General features: G+C 69.7%; 19 protein-coding genes and 1 pseudogene. 11 read left to right on the forward strand and 9 right to left on the reverse strand.

Features of this window, described 5'->3' with window-relative positions; all coding sequences use genetic code 11:
• Positions 1-59: 59 nt before the first annotated feature.
• Positions 60-1,046: a hypothetical protein gene (locus tag OG588_RS06340; protein ID WP_405946421.1), complete on the forward strand. Its 987-nt coding sequence runs from the start codon at positions 60-62 to the stop codon at positions 1,044-1,046.
• 337 nt (positions 1,047-1,383) lie between these two features.
• On the opposite strand, the gene OG588_RS06345 is transcribed toward OG588_RS06340, so the two are convergent.
• Positions 1,384-1,566: a hypothetical protein gene (locus tag OG588_RS06345; RefSeq protein ID WP_019062690.1), complete on the reverse strand. Its 183-nt coding sequence runs from the start codon at positions 1,564-1,566 to the stop codon at positions 1,384-1,386.
• A gap of 133 nt (positions 1,567-1,699) precedes the next feature.
• A complete protein-coding gene (locus tag OG588_RS06350; protein ID WP_405946422.1) occupies positions 1,700-2,764 on the reverse strand; it encodes a fatty acid desaturase family protein in 1,065 nt (354 codons plus the stop codon).
• A 376-nt stretch (positions 2,765-3,140) separates the two neighbouring features.
• On the opposite strand from OG588_RS06350, the gene rox reads away from it, so the two are divergent.
• On the forward strand, positions 3,141-4,565 hold the full coding sequence (gene rox / locus OG588_RS06355; protein WP_405953061.1) for a rifampin monooxygenase: 1,425 nt from the start codon (positions 3,141-3,143) through the stop codon (positions 4,563-4,565).
• Here the strand turns inward: rox and OG588_RS06360 are convergent.
• The gene (locus tag OG588_RS06360; RefSeq protein WP_405946423.1) at positions 4,562-4,939 is read right to left on the reverse strand and encodes a sterol carrier protein domain-containing protein; all 378 of its coding nucleotides are present in this window, start codon (positions 4,937-4,939) and stop codon (positions 4,562-4,564) included. The two genes, rox and OG588_RS06360, sit on opposite strands and share 4 nt — an antisense overlap.
• Before the next feature lie 101 nt (positions 4,940-5,040).
• Positions 5,041-5,619: pseudogene (locus tag OG588_RS06365) on the reverse strand (GNAT family N-acetyltransferase); the annotation flags it as partial.
• A 234-nt stretch (positions 5,620-5,853) separates the two neighbouring features.
• Here OG588_RS06365 and OG588_RS06370 point away from each other — a divergent pair.
• Entirely contained in the window at positions 5,854-7,200 is a 1,347-nt protein-coding gene (locus OG588_RS06370; RefSeq protein ID WP_405946424.1) for an esterase-like activity of phytase family protein, read from the forward strand.
• Between the two features lie 23 nt (positions 7,201-7,223).
• Here OG588_RS06370 and OG588_RS06375 read toward each other — a convergent pair whose 3' ends face one another.
• Together OG588_RS06375 and xylA are read right to left on the reverse strand one after the other, a co-directional pair.
• Positions 7,224-7,679 carry a hypothetical protein gene (locus OG588_RS06375; RefSeq protein WP_405946425.1) on the reverse strand — a complete coding sequence of 152 codons (456 nt, stop codon included), beginning with the start codon at positions 7,677-7,679 and terminating at the stop codon, positions 7,224-7,226.
• A gap of 138 nt (positions 7,680-7,817) precedes the next feature.
• Complete coding sequence (gene xylA, locus OG588_RS06380; RefSeq protein WP_033278292.1) at positions 7,818-8,984, reverse strand: xylose isomerase; 1,167 nt, start codon at positions 8,982-8,984, stop codon at positions 7,818-7,820.
• A 187-nt stretch (positions 8,985-9,171) separates the two neighbouring features.
• On the opposite strand from xylA, the gene xylB reads away from it, so the two are divergent.
• The 7 genes from xylB (at position 9,172) to OG588_RS06415 (ending at position 18,601) form a co-directional block, all read left to right on the forward strand.
• Complete coding sequence (gene xylB, locus OG588_RS06385) at positions 9,172-10,617, forward strand: xylulokinase (protein WP_405946426.1); 1,446 nt, start codon at positions 9,172-9,174, stop codon at positions 10,615-10,617.
• A gap of 28 nt (positions 10,618-10,645) precedes the next feature.
• Positions 10,646-11,902 carry an ROK family protein gene (locus OG588_RS06390; protein WP_405946427.1) on the forward strand — a complete coding sequence of 419 codons (1,257 nt, stop codon included), beginning with the start codon at positions 10,646-10,648 and terminating at the stop codon, positions 11,900-11,902.
• A gap of 189 nt (positions 11,903-12,091) precedes the next feature.
• Positions 12,092-13,576, forward strand: a complete 1,485-nt coding sequence (locus OG588_RS06395) for an APC family permease (RefSeq protein ID WP_405946428.1) — start codon at positions 12,092-12,094, stop codon at positions 13,574-13,576.
• A complete protein-coding gene (locus OG588_RS06400) occupies positions 13,573-14,586 on the forward strand; it encodes an acetamidase/formamidase family protein (protein WP_405946429.1) in 1,014 nt (337 codons plus the stop codon). The genes OG588_RS06395 and OG588_RS06400 overlap by 4 nt, the downstream gene beginning before the upstream one ends.
• A gap of 67 nt (positions 14,587-14,653) precedes the next feature.
• A complete protein-coding gene (locus OG588_RS06405; protein WP_405946430.1) occupies positions 14,654-15,253 on the forward strand; it encodes an N-acetylmuramoyl-L-alanine amidase in 600 nt (199 codons plus the stop codon).
• A gap of 207 nt (positions 15,254-15,460) precedes the next feature.
• Positions 15,461-16,738, forward strand: coding sequence for a GAF domain-containing protein (locus OG588_RS06410; RefSeq protein WP_405946431.1), 1,278 nt, complete (start codon positions 15,461-15,463; stop codon positions 16,736-16,738).
• 339 nt (positions 16,739-17,077) lie between these two features.
• Positions 17,078-18,601, forward strand: a complete 1,524-nt coding sequence (locus OG588_RS06415) for an aldehyde dehydrogenase family protein (protein WP_405946432.1) — start codon at positions 17,078-17,080, stop codon at positions 18,599-18,601.
• A 163-nt stretch (positions 18,602-18,764) separates the two neighbouring features.
• On the opposite strand, the gene OG588_RS06420 is transcribed toward OG588_RS06415, so the two are convergent.
• The 3 genes from OG588_RS06420 to add all read right to left on the reverse strand — a co-directional run bounded on the left by OG588_RS06420 (position 18,765) and on the right by add (position 21,374).
• Positions 18,765-19,280, reverse strand: coding sequence for a hypothetical protein (locus OG588_RS06420; RefSeq protein ID WP_405946433.1), 516 nt, complete (start codon positions 19,278-19,280; stop codon positions 18,765-18,767).
• Positions 19,281-19,479: 199 nt separating this feature from the next.
• Positions 19,480-20,250, reverse strand: coding sequence for a transposase family protein (locus OG588_RS06425; RefSeq protein WP_405946434.1), 771 nt, complete (start codon positions 20,248-20,250; stop codon positions 19,480-19,482).
• 86 nt (positions 20,251-20,336) lie between these two features.
• Positions 20,337-21,374, reverse strand: a complete 1,038-nt coding sequence (gene add / locus OG588_RS06430) for an adenosine deaminase (RefSeq protein WP_405946435.1) — start codon at positions 21,372-21,374, stop codon at positions 20,337-20,339.
• Between the two features lie 58 nt (positions 21,375-21,432).
• Here add and OG588_RS06435 point away from each other — a divergent pair, with 58 nt between their 5' ends.
• Positions 21,433-22,200: a transposase gene (locus OG588_RS06435; RefSeq protein WP_405946436.1), complete on the forward strand. Its 768-nt coding sequence runs from the start codon at positions 21,433-21,435 to the stop codon at positions 22,198-22,200.
• Positions 22,201-22,282 lie beyond the last annotated feature (82 nt).

The raw sequence follows: 22,282 nt of genomic DNA on the forward strand, positions 1-22,282 counted from the left end.
CAAGGGGCTTCCGCGCACACTAGGGTGCGCGCGATTGGACGAATGATGGGGAGGCTGGGATGGCCGACACGGACGAAGAGGCCGTCGCCGCCGATGACGATGCGCTCTATGTGCTCACGGCGGTGCTGCTGACGCCGGCGAAGTTCCCGAGTGTGCTGGGCGACGACTACCCGGAGGCCTGTGCGGCGCTCGGTATGGCGCCGCTCGCCGACGGGTACGGCCTGGTGATCGGCCAGGACGGCGACGGGGCACGGTGGACGGTCGTCATCGACGACGTGTCGCTGGTCGCGGTCGCCATCGCGTCCTGGGACTGCGGCATGGAGTACGACCTGTCGCCGAGCGAGCGCACGGTGGTCGCCGCCCTCCCTGGCTGGCCGCTCGCGGTCGCCGTCGCGGCTCCCAATGTGCCCCCGCCGCACGACCCGCACCCCGACCTCGTGGACCGGCCGCCGCTGGCTCCGCCGGACACGACCATCTGGGGTCCGGCCCAACGACGGCTGGGCGCGGATGAGATCGCGCTGCAGTGGGCCATGTGGCGGGAGCAGATCGACGACTCGACCTTCTCGGCACAGGAGGCGCAGGGGCCGCAGAAGGCTCAGGACGGGGCAGGCGACGCGTCGAAGACGGACGAGGCTGCCTCAGACACCACCCAGGAGGACGCCACCCTCGCCACCCCGGTCACCTCCGCCGTCGCGTCCGAGACGGACGGGACGCCGTCGGACGACAACGCCTCGGACAGCACCTCCGCGGGCGGCACCGGGGAAGGCCCTCAGACGGGCCACAGCGGGATCCGCCGCGTGCTGACGGAGGTCCGCGCGTACGTCGACACCCCGCCGCCCCTGGGCCGCGTCAGATCGTCCTTCGCTGCGGGCGACGCACGCACACTGCGGGCCGACGGCCCCGGCTGGTCTTTGGTGGCCCGGACCGACGACATAGCGTTCGTCCTGCTCGACGACGAGCCCGGTGAGGTACTGCCGGTGGGCCGGGGCCCCGAACTGCCCGGCCTCCTGGAAGCACTCGACAAGCTGGCCGTACGGCCGAGTTGATCCCCTTGGGCGCGGATCCGGGCATGCGGGATCCTTGGTCCGGGGTCCAGTCGGCAAGATCCGACCAGGCTGAGCGAGCGGAGCCTGAACGGCCGCATCCGGCCGATGCGAACAGGGCTCTACGCACGCATGGTCGTGTGCTGTCCACTGGGCACGCGTGCCCAGTGCCCCCGCCGGTAGCCGTCCCGGGACGGCTACGGAACTTCACCCTCCTCGGTTCATGGACGGTGCTCGGCCGAGCACCGTCCACAGGGCTGTTGTCGGCAGTCCCGCGAACGGTGCTGTGCCGTGATCCGCCCTTGCGCGCCGGGCGGGAACACGGTCCGGCATGGGTGCGTCAGCGGCCGATCTCCTTGCCCGCCACGCGGCGCAGCCGACGCCGCTGCGAGGGGTCCAGTGTGAGATAGGCGGCCGTCGGCACTCCCACGACGATCAGGAATGCGACCCACCAGGGCAGCCAGATCAACAGGATCAGTCCGACCGCCACTCCTCCTACGGCGATCTTCGCGCTCTTCGACATATGTCGCCTCCTCCGCGGCCGCAGCCGCTCTCTGTTCTGAAAACGGGTCCGCGCTCCCCACAGTTCCGGATCGCGACCCTGAGACATCCCTGAGGCGCTTCCCCTACTGGTACCCGGGTCGTCGGCTGCTCCGTCACTCCGTCCACTCCATGCGCAGCGGCTCTCCCACCTCGTGGAGGTGGCGCAGGGCCTGCCGGTAGGAGTCGACGAGCCCGGTCTCCACGTAGGGGATACCCACATCCTGACAGTGGGCGCACACCAGGGGTTGTGCGAGGTGCAGATTGGGTCGCGGCATGCTCGGGAAAAGGTGGTGTTCGATCTGGTGGTTGAGGCCGCCGAGGAACCAGTCGGTCAGGACGCCGCGACGGATGTTCCGCGAAGTGAGGACCTGGCGGCGGAGATGGCCCCACCGTTCGCCGTTGGGGTCCGGCATCTCCATGCCCTTGTGGTTGGGCGCGAAGGCGAGGCCGAGGTGCAGGCCGAACAGGGTCTGGTGGAGCGCGGCGAACGCGAGCGCCTTCCCCGGGGACATCGAAATGAGCAGCAGCGTCGCGTAGACCACGACATGGCTCACCAGAAGAGCACCTTCGACGGCCCGCTCGCGACGGGGCTGGCGCCGCAGATCCTGGAAACCGTGAACCTTCAGGGCGACGCCTTCGAGCAGGGTGAGCGGGAAGAACAACCACGCCTGGTTGCGGGTGAGCCAACGCCGGAAGCCTGAGCGGTCCTTGGCCTGCTCGCCGGTGAAGACGAGGACGTCGGCGACGACGTCCGGGTCCTTGTCGATGTGATTAGGGTTGGCGTGGTGGCGGTTGTGCTTGTCGTTCCACCAGGAGTAGCTCATCCCCAGCAACAAGTTGCCGTGGATCAGGCCGATGAGGCGGTTGGCGCCTTTCCCGCCGGCGATCTGGGAGTGGCCCGCGTCGTGGCCTATGAAGGCCGTGCGAGCACCGAACACGGCGAGCAGCGGGGCCAGAAGCAGCGTCAGCCAGGAGTCGCCGATCAGGACGATGCCCGTGACGATGGCGCCCAGCGCAAGGGTGTTGGCGGCGATACAGCGGGCGTACCAGGCATACCGCCGCTCCAGTAGGCCTCTGCCCTTGACCGTGCGCAGGAGGGGCGCGAACTCGCTTCCTGGGGGCGCCGCGACGGCATCCCCCGGATCATGTGCGCCGACGACTGCGGTGGGCTGGGACATGTCCGGTCTCCGGCTCTCTCAGGCAACGGGCTGACCTGAGCAAACGTACGAATCGGTGACCGGTCGCGACCATGGCGGCACCCCCCGTGTCCCTACGGGGGTCAGCCGGGTCCTCACAGGGGGGTTGACGACACCCTCACCGACCCGGTCCCCGGAGGCCGGGCTTACGGAGAAGTGCCCGGAAAAACACGATGACAAGGAGCTCATCCACTCCTTGCCACACCCAAGGTATAGCCCACCGGGGGGCTTGCGGCAAGGCCCTGGGCGTCCCTCAGAATGGCCGACCAAGGCCCGGACCTGGGGAAACGAAAGATCCGCGAAGCACAGTCCCGCCGAGCGGGCGACCGGAAACCAATCTCGTTGGATGGACGTTCTGATGATTGACGTGATCGTGGTCGGCGGCGGACCGACCGGATTGATGCTGGCCTGCGAGTTGCGGCTGCACGGCGTGCACGTGGTCGTGCTGGAGAAGTTGACCGAGCCGACCGGGGAGTCCCGCGGGCAGGGCCTGCACGCGCGCAGTGTCGAGATCATGGACCAGCGCGGCCTCCTCGACCGGTTCCTCGCGGTCAGTGAGAAGTTCCAGGCGGGCGGTCTCTTCGGAGGCATCGTCAAGCCGTGGCCGGATCGGTCCGACACGGCTCACCCGTACGGCGTCGCCACCCCGCAGCCGGTCACGGAGCGGCTGTTGGAGGAGCGTGCCGTCGAACTCGGCACCGAGATCCGGCGCGGTTGCGAAGTGGTCGGGTTGAGTCAGGCCGAGGACGGGGTGACCATCGGGCTGGCGGGCGGCTCGCAGTTGCGTTCGCGCTACGTCGTCGGATGCGACGGCGGCCGCAGTGCCGTGCGCAAACTCCTCGGTGTCGGTTTCCCCGGCGAGCCCGCGACGGTCGAGACACTGCTGGGCGAGATGGAGGTGGCCGAGGATCCTGCCACGATTGCCGCGGTCGTCGAGGAAGTCCGCAAGACCCAACTGCGGTTCGGCCTCAGCTCGGGCGAGAACGGCGTGTACCGCGTCATCGTGCCCGCCGACGGCGTTGCCGAGGACCGTGCGACCGCGCCGACCCTCGACGACTTCAAGCAGCGGCTACGGGCCGTCGCGGGCACCGACTTCGGCGTGCACTCGCCGCGTTGGCTGTCCCGGTTCGGCGACGCCACCCGGCAGGCCGAGCGCTACCGGGTCGACCGGGTCCTGCTGGCCGGCGACGCGGCACACATCCATCCGCCGACCGGCGGACAGGGGCTCAACCTCGGTGTGCAGGACGCGTTCAACCTCGGTTGGAAGCTGGCGGCCACGGTCAACGGCTGGGCTCCGGAAGGGTTGTTGGACAGTTACCACACCGAACGACACCCCGTGGGCGCCCGGGTGATCGACAACACACGCGCGCAGATCACGCTCCTGGGGACCGGCCCGGGTGCGACCGCACTGCGGGAACTGTTCTCGACACTGATGGACTTCGAGGAGGTGAACCGGTATGTCACCGAGATGATCACCGCGGTCGGGATCCGCTACGACTTCGGCGAGGGACATGACCTGTTCGGCCGACGGCTGCGCGACGTGAGGCTGAAGCAGGGACGCCTCTACGAGTTGATGCGCACCGGCCAAGGACTCCTGCTCGACCAGACCGGCAAGCTCTCGGTCGCGGGGTGGACGGATCGCGTCGACTACGTAGTCGACGTCAGCGAGGAACTGGACGCACCCGCGGTACTTCTCCGGCCGGACGGCCACGTGGCGTGGGTCGGTGACGACCAGGAGGACCTGTTCAGTCGGCTCCCCCGGTGGTTCGGCGCCGCCCACTAGGCGCTTCCCCACCCGCTGTCGTCAGTACGCAGGGAACGCCCAGCCTCCCGGGTAGAACGGCTCCCGGTCCGCCAGAACGGCTCCGGGTCCGCGCGGAACGCCGCCGTCGCCCGGGACAGGGCTCCGGCTCGCAGCTCCTCGACGAGACCGGCCCCGGCGAGGGACGCGAGCGTGGTGCCGCCGAGGAAGGCCGCTCCGAGTCCGGCCGCCGTCAGCCGCAGGTCGGTCGGAGCGCGGGTCCGTACGCAAACGGCGGCGTCTTGGTCGGCCTCCAACCGGTAACGGCCCGTGTTCCAGGGGCAGAAGGCGTCCTCGACATCGAGGACGAGATCCAGCGTCCCCGCGTAACGCCGTGCCGCCGGCGCTCGGTCCACGCCGGCCAGGCGAACCCAGAGGCGATCGACCGGCGCGACAGCACGGCACGCGGATCGGTCAGCAGGTGCGCCAGCGGCTCGTCCACCGCCCCCTCGTACTCGATCCAGGAGACCAGGTCGATACCGGCCAGGAAGCGCCACAGGGCGGCGTACGCCTGCCGGGAGGCGTTCGCCAACTCGACGGACCTATAGCGCGTTCCCGTCGTCTCCTGACGCGTCCTGCTTGATCCGGTAGAGGGCGTATCCCGTCGTCCGGCCGCCCGCGTCGTGGTGCAGCGCGAAACGCGACGCGCTCGCGTCTCCGTGTTCCTCCGGGCAGCTAGGTCCATCGGACGTCCCAGGAGTCGGATGGTTCCGTCGCCGAAGTCGGTTCCGGGACGGAAGCGGACAGCGCGATTGTCGCAGCGGAGGCGTGCTCCTTGGGTGGCCGGGCCGTATCCGTAGCGACCGTAGATGACGGCTTCGGAGGGGTGGAGTGCCGCGATCGGCTCGGTGCCGGACGTGTGCAGGTCGGTGAGTTGTCTGCGCATCAGCGACGTGAGGATGCCGCGTCGGCGGTGGGTCGGAGTGGCCGGTGCGGGGCCGTCGAACGCGGCCATGGTGCGGGGCAGTTCGGGCGCGGCTCGCTCGTGGGCCAGTTGTTCGTCGGACAGGTCGCTTCCGTAGGTGCCGGCGATCATGCGGGCCCAGGTCTCGAACTCGTGCTCGGTGGCCGGGCGGACGGGTAGGGATCGTCCACGGCCCCTGTGTAGCCGACAGCGCCACAGGACGCGATCGAATTACGGTCGGCTCCTCGCAGACACCACGCCCGCCCGACAAGCGGCCGACACCTTGGATTCACCTCGCCGTCGAGCACCGTTCCTCATGACGCCCAACTCTGGCCGCTGTCAGCGAACTTGTCCTCAGGAGGCCCGATGTCCCCGCACGACCTCGTCCGACGCCGCGTCCGTCGTCCCGTCGCGGTGGGTGTGCCGCTCGCCGTGGTGGTCGCCCTCGTGGCGGCCGGTACGGCCGCTGGAGCCCCCGCGAAGGCCGAGGCCGCCCATGTCACGCGGACGGCGACGCTCGGCGACATCCCGCTCGGCGCGTTCAGCAACGCGCTGCTGCCCGGGACGGTGGACAACGACCGGGGAGTGAACCTCGGCGGTATCGGCAGCGACATCTACCCGGCCGGCCGCAAGGGCGAGTTCTGGACGATCACCGACCGCGGGCCCAACGGCCAGATCAAGGTCGCCGGGACGAAGCGCCGTACGTTCCCCGTGCCCGGTTTCGACCCGGCGATCGTGAAGATCCGTGTCTCCGGGGACACCGTGAAGGTCCTGGACGCCATCCCGATCACCACGTCCTCCGGGAAGGCCGTCACCGGGCTGTCGAACCAGCAAGGACGCGACGAGGCGCCGTACTCCTACGACGCGCAGACCGCACTGTCGTACAACCCGAACGGGCTGGACACAGAAGGCATCGTGCGGGCTGGGGACGGCTCCTTCTGGCTCGTCGACGAATACGGGCCCTCCTTGGTGCATGTCTCCGCGCGCGGGAAGGTACTCACGCGGTACGTGCCCAAGGGGCTGCACCTGACCGGTGCCGACTACCCGGTGGTGGAGGCGCTGCCTGCCGTCCTGCTGCACCGGAAGATCAACCGCGGCTTCGAGGGGCTCGCCCAACTGCCCGGCGGTGACCTGGTGATGGCCCTGCAGAGCCCGCTGTCGCTGCCGGACGGGGACGCCGGGGACGCGTCGCTCAACACCCGCCTGCTGCGCTTCTCGACGAAGAAGAAGGCGGTCGCGGCGGAGTACGCGTACCGCTTCGACCCGGTGAACGTGGTCGACCCCAGCGAGGACGACACCTCCGAGCTCAAGATCTCCTCGGTGGTCGCCGTGGGCGACGACCGGCTGCTCGTCGAGGAGCGCACCGACAAGGCGGCCCGGCTCCAACTGGTCCAGCTGGGGCGCAAGTCGAACATCCTCGGCGGTCGCTACGACGACGACACGACGTCCCCGTCGCTGGAGCAGCTCGACGACCCGGCCGCCACGGGTGTCCCGGTGCTGGCCAAGAAGCTGGTCGTCGATCTGGGGACCGTCTCCGGGGTGCCGCAGAAGATCGAGGGCGTCGCGCGCGTGGATCACGACACGCTCGCCCTGATCAATGACAACGACTTCGGGATGACGGACGGCGCGGGCGCGTTCGACGCGCAGGGGCGGTTGGTCGACAGCGGCATCGAGACGACGCTGGTGTACCTGAAGCTGCCGCACGGCATCTGAGTCCGCGTCGACTCCTGTGGCAGTCAGCCGAACAGGGACGGGAGCAGGGACTCGACGTCGCTGGGAACCTCGCTCGGCAGCTCCGAGGGGAAGTTCGACGGCAGCGCGGTCGGGAGCTTGGTCTGCAGGCTGGTGGGGAGTTTCGTCGGGAGGGTGAGGGACGGGCTGCGGCTCGCGCCCGAACTGCTCTCGGCGGGCGCCTTCTTGTCCGGTGAGTCGTGCCCCCCGGAGGCCATCAGCACGACGGCTGCGACGGCCCCGGCTGCCACGATCACGGCGAGCAGGACGAACAGCGGACGGGGGCGCCTGCGGGGAGGCGGTCCGTAGTCCCCGTAGTCACCTCCTGATCCGTACCCGAAGTCTTCGGGAGGTGGTCCGAAGCCGCCTCCCTGAGGCGGGGCGGCGTCCGGTGGCCCGGGCGGTCGAGGCGGTACGGGCGGCATGGCCATACCGTCAAGGGTCGCCTTCGTGGAGGTCATGGCGCGACCCCCGCGCGGTGGTTGATACGGGCTCATGCCATGGATCGCATGATTCCGGAGCATTCCGCGCGGGGGTCGGTCACGATCGACAACTCACGGACACCGACGGGCTCGTGAGTGACGCACGCGTGCGTGCGGTCAGCCGCGTGCTCCCAGGAGGTGGTCCATGGCGAGCTGGTCGAGCTGCTCGAAGGCCATCCCGCGCTGGGCGGCCGCCTCGATGTCGAAGTCCTCGAAGGCCGAGCGGTCCGCGAGCAGAGACTTGAGGCCGTCCGCCGCGGTCTGCTGCGCCAGCTCGTCCAGACGCGAGGCGCGCAGCGCCTCCTGGACCACCGGGTCGGCGCGGAACGCGGCCGAACGCTCCTTGAGGATCAGGTAGTTGCGCATGCAGCCGGCCGCCGACGCCCACACACCGTCGAGGTCCTCGGTGCGCGGCGGCTTGAAGTCGAAGTGCTTCGGGCCGGCGTAACCGGCGCTCTCCAGGAGGTCGACCAGCCAGAAGGCGGCACGCAGGTCGCCGTTGCCGAAGCGCAGGTCCTGGTCGTACTTGATGCCGGACTGGCCGTTGAGGTCGATGTGGAAGAGCTTGCCCGCCCACAGGGCCTGGGCGATGCCGTGCGGGAAGTTGAGCCCGGCCATCTGCTCGTGGCCGACCTCCGGGTTGACGCCGTAGAGCTCCGGGCGCTCCAGGCGCTCGATGAACGCCAGGGCGTGGCCGACGGTGGGGAGCAGGATGTCGCCGCGGGGCTCGTTCGGCTTGGGCTCGATCGCGAACTTGATGCTGTAGCCCTGGTCGGTGACGTACTCGCCGAGGAGGTCGAAGGCCTCCTTCATGCGGTCGAGGGCGACTCGGACGTCCTTGGCGGCACCGGACTCGGCGCCCTCACGGCCGCCCCAGGCGACGTAGGTCTCGGCGCCGAGCTCGACCGCGAGGTCGATGTTGCGGATCGTCTTGCGCAGGGCGTAGCGGCGCACGTCGCGGTCGTTGGCGGTGAACGCGCCGTCCTTGAAGACCGGGTGCGTGAAGAGGTTCGTGGTCGCCATCGGCACCTTCATGCCGGTCGCGTCGAGGGCCTCACGGAAGCGCTTGATGTGCGACTCGCGCTCGGTGTCCGAGGACCCGAAGGGGATCAGGTCGTCGTCGTGGAAGGTCACACCGTGGGCGCCGAGCTCGGACAGACGCTGCACCGTCTCGACCGGGTCGAGGGCACGGCGGGTGGCGTCGCCGAACGGGTCCCTTCCCTGCCAGCCGACGGTCCAAAGGCCGAAGGTGAACCTGTCCTCGGGGGTGGGCTGGTAGTTCATGACGCGGCTCCTTGTTGCTTCGCTGCGACTATTTCGTCATGGCGGTTTACAAATTAGTATGCACACGCAGCTCTGGGAAGGGACAAGGTGTCCCTGAAGGAGTGGGGTACGGGTCACCGCACCCCGGACAGCCTTGAGAACACCAGGTCAGAGCCCGCAGAGCCGCGGAAAAAACAGGGAGAGCCCGATGTCAGCAGCCGAGGGTCCGCTCGTCGTCGGCGTGGACACGTCCACCCAGTCCACGAAGGCGCTGGTCGTCGATGTGTCCACCGGACGGATCGTCGCGAGCGGCCAGGCGCCGCACACCGTCACCTCGGGGGCGGGCCGCGAGAGCGACCCCCGCCAGTGGTGGGACGCCCTGTGCGAGGCCCTGCGCCAGTGCGGGGACGCGGCCCACGAGGCGGCGGCCGTGTCGATCGGCGGCCAGCAGCACGGCCTGGTCACCCTGGACGCCCAGGGCGAGCCGGTACGCCCGGCGCTGCTGTGGAACGACGTGCGCTCCGCGCCGCAGGCCCGCCGGCTGATCGAGGAACTGGGCGGCCCGAAGGCCTGGGCCGAGCGCACCGGCAGCGTGCCCGGAGCCTCCTTCACGGTCACCAAGTGGGCCTGGCTCGCCGAGCACGAGCCGGAGGCGGTGCGCGCCACGGCGGCCGTACGTCTCCCCCACGACTACCTCACCGAGCGGCTCACCGGACAGGGCACGACCGACCGGGGCGATGCCTCCGGCACCGGCTGGTGGGCCTCCGGAACCGAGTTGTACGACGAGGAGATCCTCCGGCATGTCGGGCTAGACCCGGCGCTGCTGCCCCGGGTGGTGCGGCCGGGCGAGGTGGCGGGGACGGTGCGCGATGGCCACGACCTGCCGTTCTCCAAGGGCACGTTGGTCGCGCCGGGCACCGGCGACAACGCGGCCGCCGCCCTGGGTCTCGGGCTCCGCCCCGGCGTCCCCGTGCTCAGCCTCGGCACGTCGGGCACCGTGTACGCGGTCTCGAAGCACCGGCCCGCGGACCCCTCCGGCACGGTCGCGGGCTTCGCCGACGCGCACGGCGACTGGCTGCCCCTGGCCTGCACCCTGAACTGCACGCTCGCCGTCGACCGGGTCGCGGCCCTGCTGGGCCTGGACCGGGAAGCCGTGGAACCCGGCACCTCGGTCACGCTGCTCCCGTACCTGGACGGCGAGCGCACCCCGAACCTCCCCAACGCCTCGGGCCTGCTGCACGGCCTGCGCCACGACACCACCGGCGGTCAGCTCCTCCAGGCCGCCTACGACGGCGCCGTGCACGCCCTGCTGGGCGCGCTCGACCTGGTCCTCGACGAGGACGCCGACCGCACCACGCCCCTGCTGCTGATCGGCGGTGGCGCCCGGGGCACGGCCTGGCAGGAGACCGTACGGCGACTGTCGGGGCGCCCGGTCCAGGTGCCGGAGGCGAAGGAGCTGGTCGCGCTCGGTGCCGCCGCGCAGGCCGCCGGGCTGCTGACCGGCGAGGATCCGGCCGCGGTGGCCCGGCGCTGGAACACGGCCGCCGGGCCGGTGCTGGACGCCGTGGAGCGCGACGAGGCGACGCTGGCCAGGATCTCCGGGGTACTCTCCGACGCGGCTCCGCTGCTCGAACGGGGGCCGGACGCCCGTTGACGCACACCGACCGAGGACTGACGGAGGCATGACCGCACCGCTGCACGAGGCGCACCCCGCCGGGTCCGGGCGTGCCCTGCCCGACACCCAGCAGGGCATGCGCCGGCGCAACCTTGCGCGCGTGATGCACACGGTCAGCGCCGAGGGCCCGCTCTCGCGCGCGGCCGTGGCCTCGCGCATCGGGCTGACCCGTGCGGCGGTGTCGACACTGGTGGACGAGCTGATCCGGTCGGGGCTCCTCGAAGAGCTGGGCCCCGAGCGGCCCGGCCGGGTGGGCCGCCCCGGATCCGCGCTCGCCGTCAGCGGGCGCGGTCCGGCCGGGATCGGCGCGGAGATCGGAGTCGACCATCTCGCGGTCTGCGCGGTCGATCTGCGCGGCGAGATACGCGCGCGTGCCGTACGGCACGGCGTGAACCGCGGCCGCTCCCCCGAGCCGGTGCTCACGGAACTCACGGCGCTGGTACGGCAGGTCGTCGCCGAGGCGGACGCGGAGGGCCTGTGGCCGGCCGGGCTCGCGGTCGCCGTGCCCGGTCTGGTGGCACGCGACGGCCGTACGGTCGTCCGCGCCCCGAACCTTGACTGGCACGACATAGATCTCGGCGCCCTGCTGCCCGCCGAACTCCCGCCGACTGTGGACAACGAGGCCAATTTCGGCGGGCTCGCCGAACTCTGGCTGGGCCGGACCACTCCACGCGACTTCCTGCATGTGTCGGCCGAGATCGGCATCGGCGCCGCGGTCGTGGTCGACGGGGGGCTGCTGCGCGGAACCCGGGGATTCGCGGGCGAGTTGGGGCATGTCCCGGTGCGTCCGGACGGGCCGGAGTGCGCGTGCGGCGGGCGGGGATGCCTCGAACAGTACGCGGGGGAAGAGGCGGTGCTGCGCGCCTCCGGTCTGGAGCCCGGCGCGGACCGGGTCGGTCTGCTCGCGACACGTGCCGCCGACGGCGACCAGGCGGTACGGCGTGCCCTGCACGACGCCGGTACGGCGCTCGGCATCGCGCTCACCGGCGCGGTCAACCTGCTCGATCCGCAGCTGGTGGTGCTGGGGGGCGCGCTGTCCGGGCTCGCGCCCTGGCTACTGCCGTCGCTGGAGGCCGAGTTGGCGCGGCGCACGGCGGGGCCCGCCTGTCCGGTGTCGGTGTCGCGGCTGGGGCCGGAGGGTCCGCTGCTGGGGGCCGCGCACTCGGTAGTGCGGGCCGTCCTCGACGACCCGGCGGCGGTGGCCGAACGGGCTGGGGGAATCGTGGCCGGCCGAGCCGGGGACATCGCGGCCGAACAGGCCTGAAACACCGCCGAGTTCACCCGGTCGAGTGATCGAGTTATCCACAGTTCCGCCGTCGTCCACGGAAGCACGGCACGCCCTACTGCCCAACCTGCAAGCGCCGTACCGTGATTCACGCGAGGCGCAGCCGTCGGGTCGTGACGACGGTGTACCGATACCGGTGTGAACACGGGTGGACGAGGGGGGATTCACGTGTCGGGGGAGACAGTTCAGGGGCTGCGGCGGGATGCCGTCGGGCTGCGTGAGGTGCTGTTCCAAAGCGTCACGGCAATGGCACCGGCGGCCGCGGTCGCCGCGTCGATCCCGTCGGGCGCGGCCTTCGCGGGTGGCAGTCTGCCGCTGTCGGTGCTGATCGCTCTGGTGGCCTGCCTGTTCACCGCGTCCTGCGTGGCCGAGCTCGCGCGGGAGTTGCCTGCCGCCGGCTCAGTGGCCACCTACGCGGCACAGGGACTGCATCCGGCAATCGGCTTCCTGGTCGGCTGGGGCTACGTCTTCGTGGAGGCGCTGATCCCACCCCTTCTGCTCCTCCAACTCGGCTTCACCACGGCGGGCACCCTGCACCAGGAGTGGTCCTCGTATCCGGAGAGCCTGTGGTGGCCGTGGACGCTCGCGGGTGCCGCGATCATCGCGGCGGCGGGCTGGTTCGGCGCGCGTGCCTCGGCCCGCTTCGGCACGGTCCTCGGGGTCTTCGAGATCCTCGTCTTCCTGGTGTTCGCCGTCTGGCTGATCGCCAAGGCAGGTGCGAACAACACCCTCTCGGTGTTCGGCACTTCGCACACCGGCAAGGACTATTCGGGGCTCGGCGGAGTCTTCGCCGGCTCTGTCTACACGGTGCTCGCGTTCGCCGGGTTCGAGGCCGCCGCACCGCTCGCCGAGGAGACACGGGACCCGCGCCGGACGATGCACCGCGCGGTGCTCGGCGCGGCCCTCGGGATCGGCCTGTTCTACGTGCTGACGACCTACGCCATGACGGTGTACTTCGGGCCCGACCGCTTCAGCGGATTCGGCGCCTCCGGTACCGCGTCATGGGAGGGAGTGGCACGCGCGTCGTTCGGACTCTTCTGGGTGCTGGTGTTCCTCGCCGTGGTCAACTCGACGATCGCCAACGCCAACGCGTGCGCCACCGTCTCGACCCGCACCGCCTTCGCCCTGGCCCGCATCCGGGTACTCCCCCGCATCCTCGCCACACTGCACCCACGCCACCGCTCCCCCGTCGCCGGAATCGCCGTGCAGACCGTCGTCGCGGTGGGAGCCGTACTGGGTCTCGGTTTCGGCTACGACCCGGTGACGGCGTTCCTCCTCCTGGCCACGGTGATCGTCACGGTCGTCATCGCCGTCTACATCGTCGTGAACCTGGCCTGCGCGGGCTACTTCCTGCGCCGCAGACGCGAGTTGCTCAAGCCGGTCCGGCACCTGCTGGTCCCGCTCCTCGGGATCGTCGCGTTCGTCCCCGCCCTGCTCACCGCGGCAGGCCTCCCGGCCTTCGACTTCGTGACCGAACTGACCGCTCCCGTGTCCTACGCCGGTCCGGTCGTCGGCATCTGGATGGCGGCCGGGGTGGTAGTCCTGCTCGTTCTGCTACGGCGCCACCCCGAGCGAATAGCCGAAACCGCCCGTGTCCATCTCAACGAAACCGTCTCCACCGGTCATCCGCAGAACGGAGCAGTACAGCCATGAACGACCCCCGGATCCTGACGGTGCGACCCGAACCGGGCGAGTACGCCTGGACGTTCGGCGGCGCCCCGCCCGTGGCGCGCATCGCGCCCGGCACCGTCCTCGACCTGTATACGGAGGACTGTTTCGCCGGACGGGTGCGCTCCGAGAAGGACCTGGTGTCCGAGGTGTGCGAGTTCCCGTTCCTCAACCCGCAGACCGGCCCCTTCCATGTGGAGGGCGCGGAACCGGGCGACACGGTCGCCGTGCACTTCGTGTCGATCGAACCTGCCCGGGACTGGGCCGCCTCGACCACGGTTCCCCTCTTCGGCGCGCTCACCTCGACCCACACCACGGCGACGCTGCAACCACCGCTCCCGGAGACCGTCTGGATCTGGCAGTTGGACCGGACCCGCCGCACGGCGTTGTTCCGCGCGCGGGACAACGACATCGAGATCGAGCTGCCTCTCGACCCGATGCACGGCACGGTGGGCGTGGCCCCCGCCAATCTGGAGGTGCGTTCGGCGCTGGTGCCCGACGCACACGGCGGGAACATGGACACGCCCGAGATGCGGGCCGGCGTCACCTGCTACCTCGGGGTGAACGTGGAGGGCGCGCTGCTCAGCCTCGGCGACGGGCATGCCCGTCAGGGTGAGGGCGAGACCTGTGGAGTCGCCGTCGAGTGCGCGATGAACACCGTGGTGATCGTGGAGCTGCTCAAGGGGGTCGCCACGCCCTGGCCGCGCATCGAGTCGGACACTCACATCATCTCGACGGGTTCGGCACGCCCGCTGGAGGACGCGTTCCGGATCTCCCAGCTCGACCTGGTGCGTTGGCTGGTGCGCGACTACGGGTTCAGCGAGCTGGACGCCTACCAGTTCGCAACTCAGGCGGTCGAGTCGCCGTTGGCCAATGTGTGCGACACCAACTACACCTGTGTGGCGAAGATCCGGAAGGAATGGCTGCCCGCGCGTGAGACGCATCGCGGACTGCACGCGCGGCTGCGTGAGACCGCGGCGGCATTCCGGCACTGAGAGCCCGCCGCTCACCCCGAACACCCCTGACCCGAACACCCCGAACGCCCCTGAAAGGCAACCCGCAGTGGACCGCTCAAGACCGCTCCCCAGCAGGCGGCGCATCCTCAAGGGTGCCGCGCTGGCCGCCGTACCGTACGCGTTACTTCCCGACCCACAGGCCGGCGCGCAGACCCAGGCCGTCGACTATCCGGGGGCCGAGTGGCAGCCGGCGAGCACCTCCAACTACACGGCGTCCAACCGCCCCAGCACCTATCCCCTCGACTACGTGATCATCCACGTCACACAGGAGACGTATCCCAACACCCTGTCCATCTTCCAGAATCCGCAGAAGAAAGTGTCCGCGCACTACCTCGTGCGATCGGCCGACGGGCATGTGGCGCAGTGTGTGCGGGAGGCCGACGTCGCCTGGCACGCGGGGAACTGGGACTACAACACGCGCAGTATCGGCATCGAGCACGAGGGCTGGGTGGATCAACCCGATTGGTTCACCGACGCGTTGTACGAGCAGTCGGCCAAGCTGACGGCGGCTACCTGCGCGAAGTACGGGCTCCCGAAGGACCGCGCGCACATCATCGGGCACTACGAGGTGCCGGGCACCGACCACACCGACCCGGGGCCGAACTGGGACTGGACGCGTTACATAAGGATGGTCAATTTCGCCTGAGCCGAGGTGGATCCGGGCCGGTTCCGAGTCTGTTCCGAGCGCGATGGGGTTCGTTCGGGTCGGCCCCGGTCGAAACGGTTGTCCGGATCCGTCTGCGGAGTAACGATGTGCGCAGCCGTCGCGGCGCCGTATCGCTGTCGTGTCGCCGCGGTATCGCCGCCATATCGTCGTCGTATCGTCGCTGGATCGACCTCAGGGGAGGCCGAGTTGACCGATCCGTGGGTGGCCCTGGAGCCGGGGGCCGACCCTGCCGAGCGGGTGCGGGTGCTGCGCCGGGCGCACGAGACGTTCGCCGTGGCGGGTACGGTGCCGCAGCCGGTGCGGTCGGTGGTGGCCGATTCCTGGCGGCGTTCCGCGCGGGCCGGTGTCGGTCCCGAGGGCACGGCGAGTGTGGAGCTGACGGACGGTGACCTGGGTCTCTACCGCGCGGAGCATCCGCTGGCGCGGGTGATGCCGCTGATACGGGAGTTGGTGGGCACGTTCGCGGCGGACGGCGAGCATCTGCTGGCGGTGTGCGACGCGCAGGGCAGGCTGTTGTGGGTCGAGGGTGATCCGGCGACCCGGCGCAAGGCGAGCTTGATGAACTTCGTGCCGGGTGCGCGCTGGGCGGAGAGCGCGGTCGGGACGAACGCGCCGGGTACGGCGGTCGCCGTGGACCGGCCGGTGCAGGTGTTCGCGGCCGAGCACTTCATCCGGCGGGTGCAGCCGTGGACGTGCGCGGCGGCTCCGGTGCACGATCCGCGCACGGGACGGGTGCTCGGTGCCGTGGACATCACCGGCGGGAACGGACTGGCGCATCCGCACAGTCTGGGCTTCGTGCAGGCGGTGGCGCGGGCCGCCGAGTCCCAACTGGCGCTGCTCGCCCCGGAGCAGACGTATGCCGACGGGCCCGAGCTGACGGCGCTGGGCCGGGACGAGGCCCAACTGTGCCTCCACGGGCGCAAGATGAGGCTGAGCCGCCGCCACAGCGAGATCCTGGTACTGCTGGCCCGCCATCCCGAGGGGCTGACCGGCGACGAGTTGCTGTGCGCGCTGTACGAGGACGAGTCGGTGCCGCCGGTGACGTTGCGGGCCGAACTGGCGCGGCTGCGGCGACTGTTGGGCCCGGACCTGCTCGCCTCGCGTCCTTATCGGCTCACGTCACCGGTCGAGTCCGACGTGGCGATCGTAGAGCGGCGCCTGGAAGGGGGCGCGGTCACGGGAGCGGCGAGTGCATACACGGGTCCGTTGTTGCCCGGTTCGCAGGCACCGGCGGTGGTCCGGCTCAGGACCCGCCTGGCCGACGGCCTCCGTACGGCGCTGATCGCCCGTCGCGACCCCGACCTGCTGGCGGACTGGGCGCACGCGCCGTGGGGCGAGGACGACCTCGACGTCTGGCGGGCGCTCGCGGCGATACGGCCGACGGCACCGGTGCGTTCCCGACTCGACGCGCTGGAGTCCGAGCTGGCGGCACCGGCCGCGCGGTCGCACCGGGTGGGTCGCTGACGTAACTCGGGCTCGGCTCAGGGCACTTGGGGCACGGCCTGCCCTCCGGCTCCCGGCGCCCGGCTCCCGGCCCCCGGCCGACCTTTCGGCTTCCGCCCTCCGGCTCCTGGCTTCCGCTTTCCCGTTTCCCGTTTCCCGTTTCCCGTTTCCCGTTTCCCGTCTCCCCCTTCCGCGCTCCGGCTTCTGCCCTCCGACACCGGGCTCCCGCCCCCGGCACCCCAGCACCCGCGCACCCCGGCACCCCAACTCCCGCGCAACGTACATGCAACGTCCCGCCCCCTAGCCTCGCGCCGAGAGCTGCCCAATGGCGGGCAGCGCTGTTCCGGGAGGCAGACCAGGATGACCCGTTACGCGGCACCCGGCACCGAGGGCGCGATCGTCTCCTACCAGGCGCGCTACGACCACTTCATCGGCGGCGAGTACATGCCGCCGGCTCGCGGGCAGTACTTCGAGAACCCGTCCCCGGTGAACGGGCAGCCGTTCACGGAGATCGCACGCGGCACCGCGGAGGACGTGGAGCGGGCGCTGGACGCGGCGCACGCGGCGGCGCCGGGCTGGGGACGGACGTCGGTGACCGAGCGTTCCGACATCCTGCTCAAGATCGCCGACCGGATGGAGGCGAACCTGGAGCCGCTCGCGGTCGCGGAGAGCTGGGAGAACGGCAAGCCGGTCCGCGAGACACTCGCCGCCGACATCCCGCTCGCCATCGACCACTTCCGTTACTTCGCGGGGGCGATCCGCGCGCAGGAAGGTTCACTGGGCGAGGTCGACGACGACACGGTGGCGTACCACTTCCACGAGCCGCTCGGTGTCGTGGCGCAGATCATCCCGTGGAACTTCCCCATCCTGATGGCGACTTGGAAGCTGGCGCCGGCGCTCGCGGCGGGCAACGCGGTCGTCCTCAAGCCGGCCGAGCAGACCCCGGCGTCCATCCACTACTGGATGAGCCTGATCGCGGACCTGTTGCCGCCGGGCGTGGTGAACATCGTCAACGGCTTCGGAGTCGAGGCGGGCAAGCCGCTCGCGTCCAGCCCGCGCGTGGCGAAGGTCGCGTTCACCGGCGAGACCACGACAGGGCGGCTGATCATGCAGTACGCCTCCGAGAACATCAAGCCGGTCACGCTGGAACTCGGCGGCAAGTCGCCGAACATCTTCTTCGACGACGTGTCGTCGGCGCGCGACGACTTCCTCGACAAGGCGCTCGAAGGCTTCACGATGTTCGCGCTCAACCAGGGCGAGGTGTGCACCTGCCCGTCCCGGGCGCTCATCCAGCGCGGCCACTACGCCGACTTCCTCCAAGCGGCCGTCGCCCGCACCGAGTTGATCAAGCCGGGCCACCCGCTCGACACGGACACGATGATCGGCGCCCAGGCCTCCAACGACCAGTTGGAGAAGATCCTCTCCTATCTGGACATCGGCCGGCAGGAGGGCGCGAAGATCCTCACGGGCGGCGAACGACTCGACTACGACGGCGAGTTGAAGGGCGGCTACTACGTCCAGCCGACGATCTTCGAGGGCGACAACCGGATGCGGATCTTCCAGGAGGAGATCTTCGGGCCGGTGGTCTCGGTGACGTCGTTCGACGACTTCGACGACGCGATCAAGCTCGCCAACGACACGCTGTACGGCCTCGGGGCGGGCGTGTGGACCCGGGACATCAACACGGCATACCGCGCGGGCCGGGCGATCCAGGCGGGCCGGGTGTGGACGAACTGCTACCACGCGTACCCCGCGCACGCGGCGTTCGGCGGCTACAAGCAGTCCGGCATCGGTCGCGAGAACCACAAGATGATGCTGGACCACTACCAGCAGACCAAGAATCTGCTGGTGTCGTACTCGCCGAAGAAGCTGGGCTTCTTCTAGGCGCACGAGAAAAGGCGCCTGACGTGGGTCTTCACCCGTCAGGCGCCTTTCCGCTCAACACGTTCTCGACCAAGGCCGGCTTGCGTGCTAACTCCCAATTTCTCCCACTGCTGCACCCCTCCTGACCAGTGCCTCCGGACCAGTCACGGACCAAACCCTCGGTTCAGCCCTCGGGTGCGTCACCTTGGCTGACGCGCTGCCACTCGTTCATGGACTGCTCGATGAGCCGGTTCGCCTGCTCTCGAAGGCCGTCGAGGAACTTGGCGTAGTGGCGGAAAAGAACCTCGATGCTCTGGCCGGCGCGGCGGGCGCATTCGGCCGGGTCCACTCCGGAGTAGAGCCAGAACGAAATACCGGCGTGCCGGAGATCGTAAGGTCGCTTGGCCAGGCGAGAAGTGCGCTCGGTACGAGTCAGAGCGTGCTCCCGAGCCCGCGCCCACGTTATACCGTATGCGGCAGCGTCCACGTAGTTGCCAGCCTGGTTCCGGAAGAGTCGGCCGTCGGGTGCCACGTCGAACCGTTTCACATGGGAACGCAGCATGCGTACGAATTGCGGCGGGATAGGAACGGGCCGCGTCGCGCTTGCCGCGCGACGCTTAAGCGAGTGCACCTCGTGCACCTCACCGTCGTCGGTCCACTCCTTGCCAGACGTGACAACCCCGCCCGAGAGGTTGAGCATCCCCCATCCAGTCTTCGGCAGGTAGCATTGATCGATCCGAAGATGGATTACCTCGGCTGGCCGCATAGCCGCGAAGTACATGCAGCCGAAGAACGCTTCAAGATGAGGGCCCCGCCCACGCTGGCGAGCAACGGCGTCTAAAGGGTGTTGCACAAGGCCGTGTTCGGGCAGGCCAGAGTGGGTGAGCACAGTCTTCTGGTCATGATGCGTGGGCGAGGTTGTGCATGTGGGCGACGGCTTGGACCGCGTGATGGAGGCCGTCGCCGTGCTGTCGGCAGTCGCGGAGGATCTTGTAGTTCTTCAGGCGGCCGATGACGTGTTCCACGCGGGCGCGGACCTTGCGGTGGGCGGCGTTGTCGTCCTCCTCGCCCGGGAGCAGAGCCCGTCCGGGGCGTTTGCGGTGCGGTACCGCCATGGCGCAGTTGAGGTAGGCGCCGTCGCCGAGCACCGTCACGCCCTCACAGTGTCGGCTCAGCCCGGACGCACGCCAGGCGTGGGCGTCCGCCGTCGTGCCCGGCACCGGTCGTGCTGCCGCGATCACCAGCCGCGTGTCCGCGTCCACGACGACCTGCACGTTCGCCGAGAACCGGTAGTTGCGGCTGGATGCGGCCACCGACCGGTCGCGGAGCGGGATCAGCGTGCCGTCCACGATCCACATGCGTTCCGGGGCATCGGCCGGGCGGGAGACGGGCTCGATCGCGAGCAGCGGTCCCAGTCGTTGGATGACCCGGCACACGGTGGAGGAGGAGACACCGAACAGCGGGCCCAGCTGCCGCATCGTCAGATTGGTGCGGTAGTACACCGCGACCACCAGCACCCGCTCGGCCAGCGGCAGCGACCATGGCCGGCCCCGCAGGGTGCCGTTACCGCCCCGCTCCCGCACCACTTTCAACAGACGCGCGAACTGCGTCACTTGCAGCCCGGTGAATGTCTCCACCCACACCCGTTCGGCCCTCAACACCCCTGCCATACACCGGAGATGCCCAGTTCACGGCCTTGTGCAACACCCTTTAAAGGTTGTCCCGTAATCTCTGGCTGGTTGTCCCAGACGGCGTCCTATGGTGCGGCGGCCGACATGCTTGTTGGGTTGGGAGGCGTAGTTGCCTGGCCCGGGATGTCCAGCCATGCGCCGATGCGGGTGACTGCGTCTTCCACGGTGGCGCGCGGGGCGCCGGAGGCTTCGAGCGAGGTACGGGCCACGGCGGCGAGTTGGGGGTCGGTGAGGGCGAGCGCCGTGCGGGCTGTTTCGTACTCCTGCAGCAGACCCGGACCGAACAGGAGAGGGTCGTCGGCGTTGAGGGTGCACCGGACGCCTGCTTGCAGGAGCCGCGCCAGGGGGTGCGCAGACAGGGATGCGACGACCCCGAGGGCGACGTTGGAGGTGGGGCAGACGTCGAGGACTATGCCTTCCGCGGCCAGGCGGGCAAGAAGAGCCGGGTCTTCGACTGCCCGTACGCCGTGAGCGATCCGTCGGGCGCCGAGTACGTCGAGTGCGGCGCGCACGCCGGCCGGGCCGGCAAATTCCCCTGCATGCGGGGCGGGAATCAGCCCGGCATCGCGGGCAATGGCGAACGCCTCAGCGAACGGCTCAGGGGCGTGGCGGGCCTCATCTCCGGCCAGGCCGAAGCCGACCACCCCATTGTCTGATCGTCTAACCGCCAGGCGGGCGGCCTCGACCGCTTCCGACGGGTCCGCGTTGCGTCGGGCGAACACCAGGATGCCGAAGCCGATGCCCAGCGGCGCGCCCGCGCGGCGGCCCTCGTCGATCACCTCGTCCAGGACGTCGAGCGCGGCGTCCGGATCGCCCTCATAGGTCAGGGGGTTCAAGTGCGGCTCGATCCATACCGCTCCGTCCGCGGCGGCGTCCTCGACCACCTCGCGTACCAGCCGCAGAAGGTTCCTGCGCGGGCCCTCGCGCACCACCCGGGCAGCGGCGCCGTACAAAGCGCCGAAGTCCTCAAACGAGGTGAAGCCGTTTGAATCTGGCGGTCGTACGCCACGCTCGCCTGCCAGCTCCGCGAGCGTGGCGGGACGCATCGCACCTTCGAGATGCAGATGGAGATGGGCCTTCGGCAGATGGTCCAGGCTTCGCATGGCACCTAACTCTATGGCTACCCTCTTGACGGCCGTTGGGAGATGCAACCATCACTGCGTGGCTGATGTGATCACGGCGTCGGTGCCGTCATGGATAGAGCCCTTCACGGGTCTGACCCCGCGCTGCTTCGCCAAGCTGGTAGCCGAGGTTCGACGCGAGCAGGCTGCGGATCAACAGCGCGGGCGTCCCTGGAGTCTGCCGCTGGAGGACCGTGTTCTGCTGGTGACGGCGTACTGGCGCACGAACTTGACGATGCGACAGCTGGCTCCGTTGTTCGGAATTTCGAAGTCGGCCGCAGACCGGATCATCGACCACCTCGGTCCACTGTTGGCGCTCCGGCAGCGAAGACGGTTCCGTAAGGACACTGTGCTCATCGTGGACGGGACCTTGGTGCCGACCCGCGACCGCACGGTCGCCGAGCAGTCCAAGAACTATCGCTACTCCACAGCCCACCAGGTCGTTATCGACGCCGACACCCGCTTGGTCGTCGTGGTCGGCCGACCCTTGCCCGGTAATCGACACGACTCCCGTGGTTGGGAAGAGTCCGGAGCCAAGGCTGCCGTCGGTACCACCATGACGATCGCCGACGGCGGCTACCAGGTGACCGGCCTGGTCATCCCACACCGACGCGAAAAGGGAAGCGACCTGCCGACCTGGAAGGAGGAACACAACCGCTCACACAAACGAGTTCGCGCCCGCGTCGAGCACACCTTCGCCCGAATGAAGGGCTGGAAGATCTTGCGTGACTGTCGCCTCAAGGGCGACGGCGTCCACCTCGCCATGCTCGGCATCGCCCGTTTGCGCAACCTCGTCCTCGGCGGATAGACAGCGAACAGCCGGTCCCGTCCGCACCAACTCGAAGATCACTTACGGGACAACCTTTAAAGGGTGTTGCACAAGGCCGTGA

The sequence above is a fragment of the Streptomyces prunicolor genome (assembly GCF_045162825.1).
Classification (GTDB): domain Bacteria; phylum Actinomycetota; class Actinomycetes; order Streptomycetales; family Streptomycetaceae; genus Streptomyces; species Streptomyces prunicolor.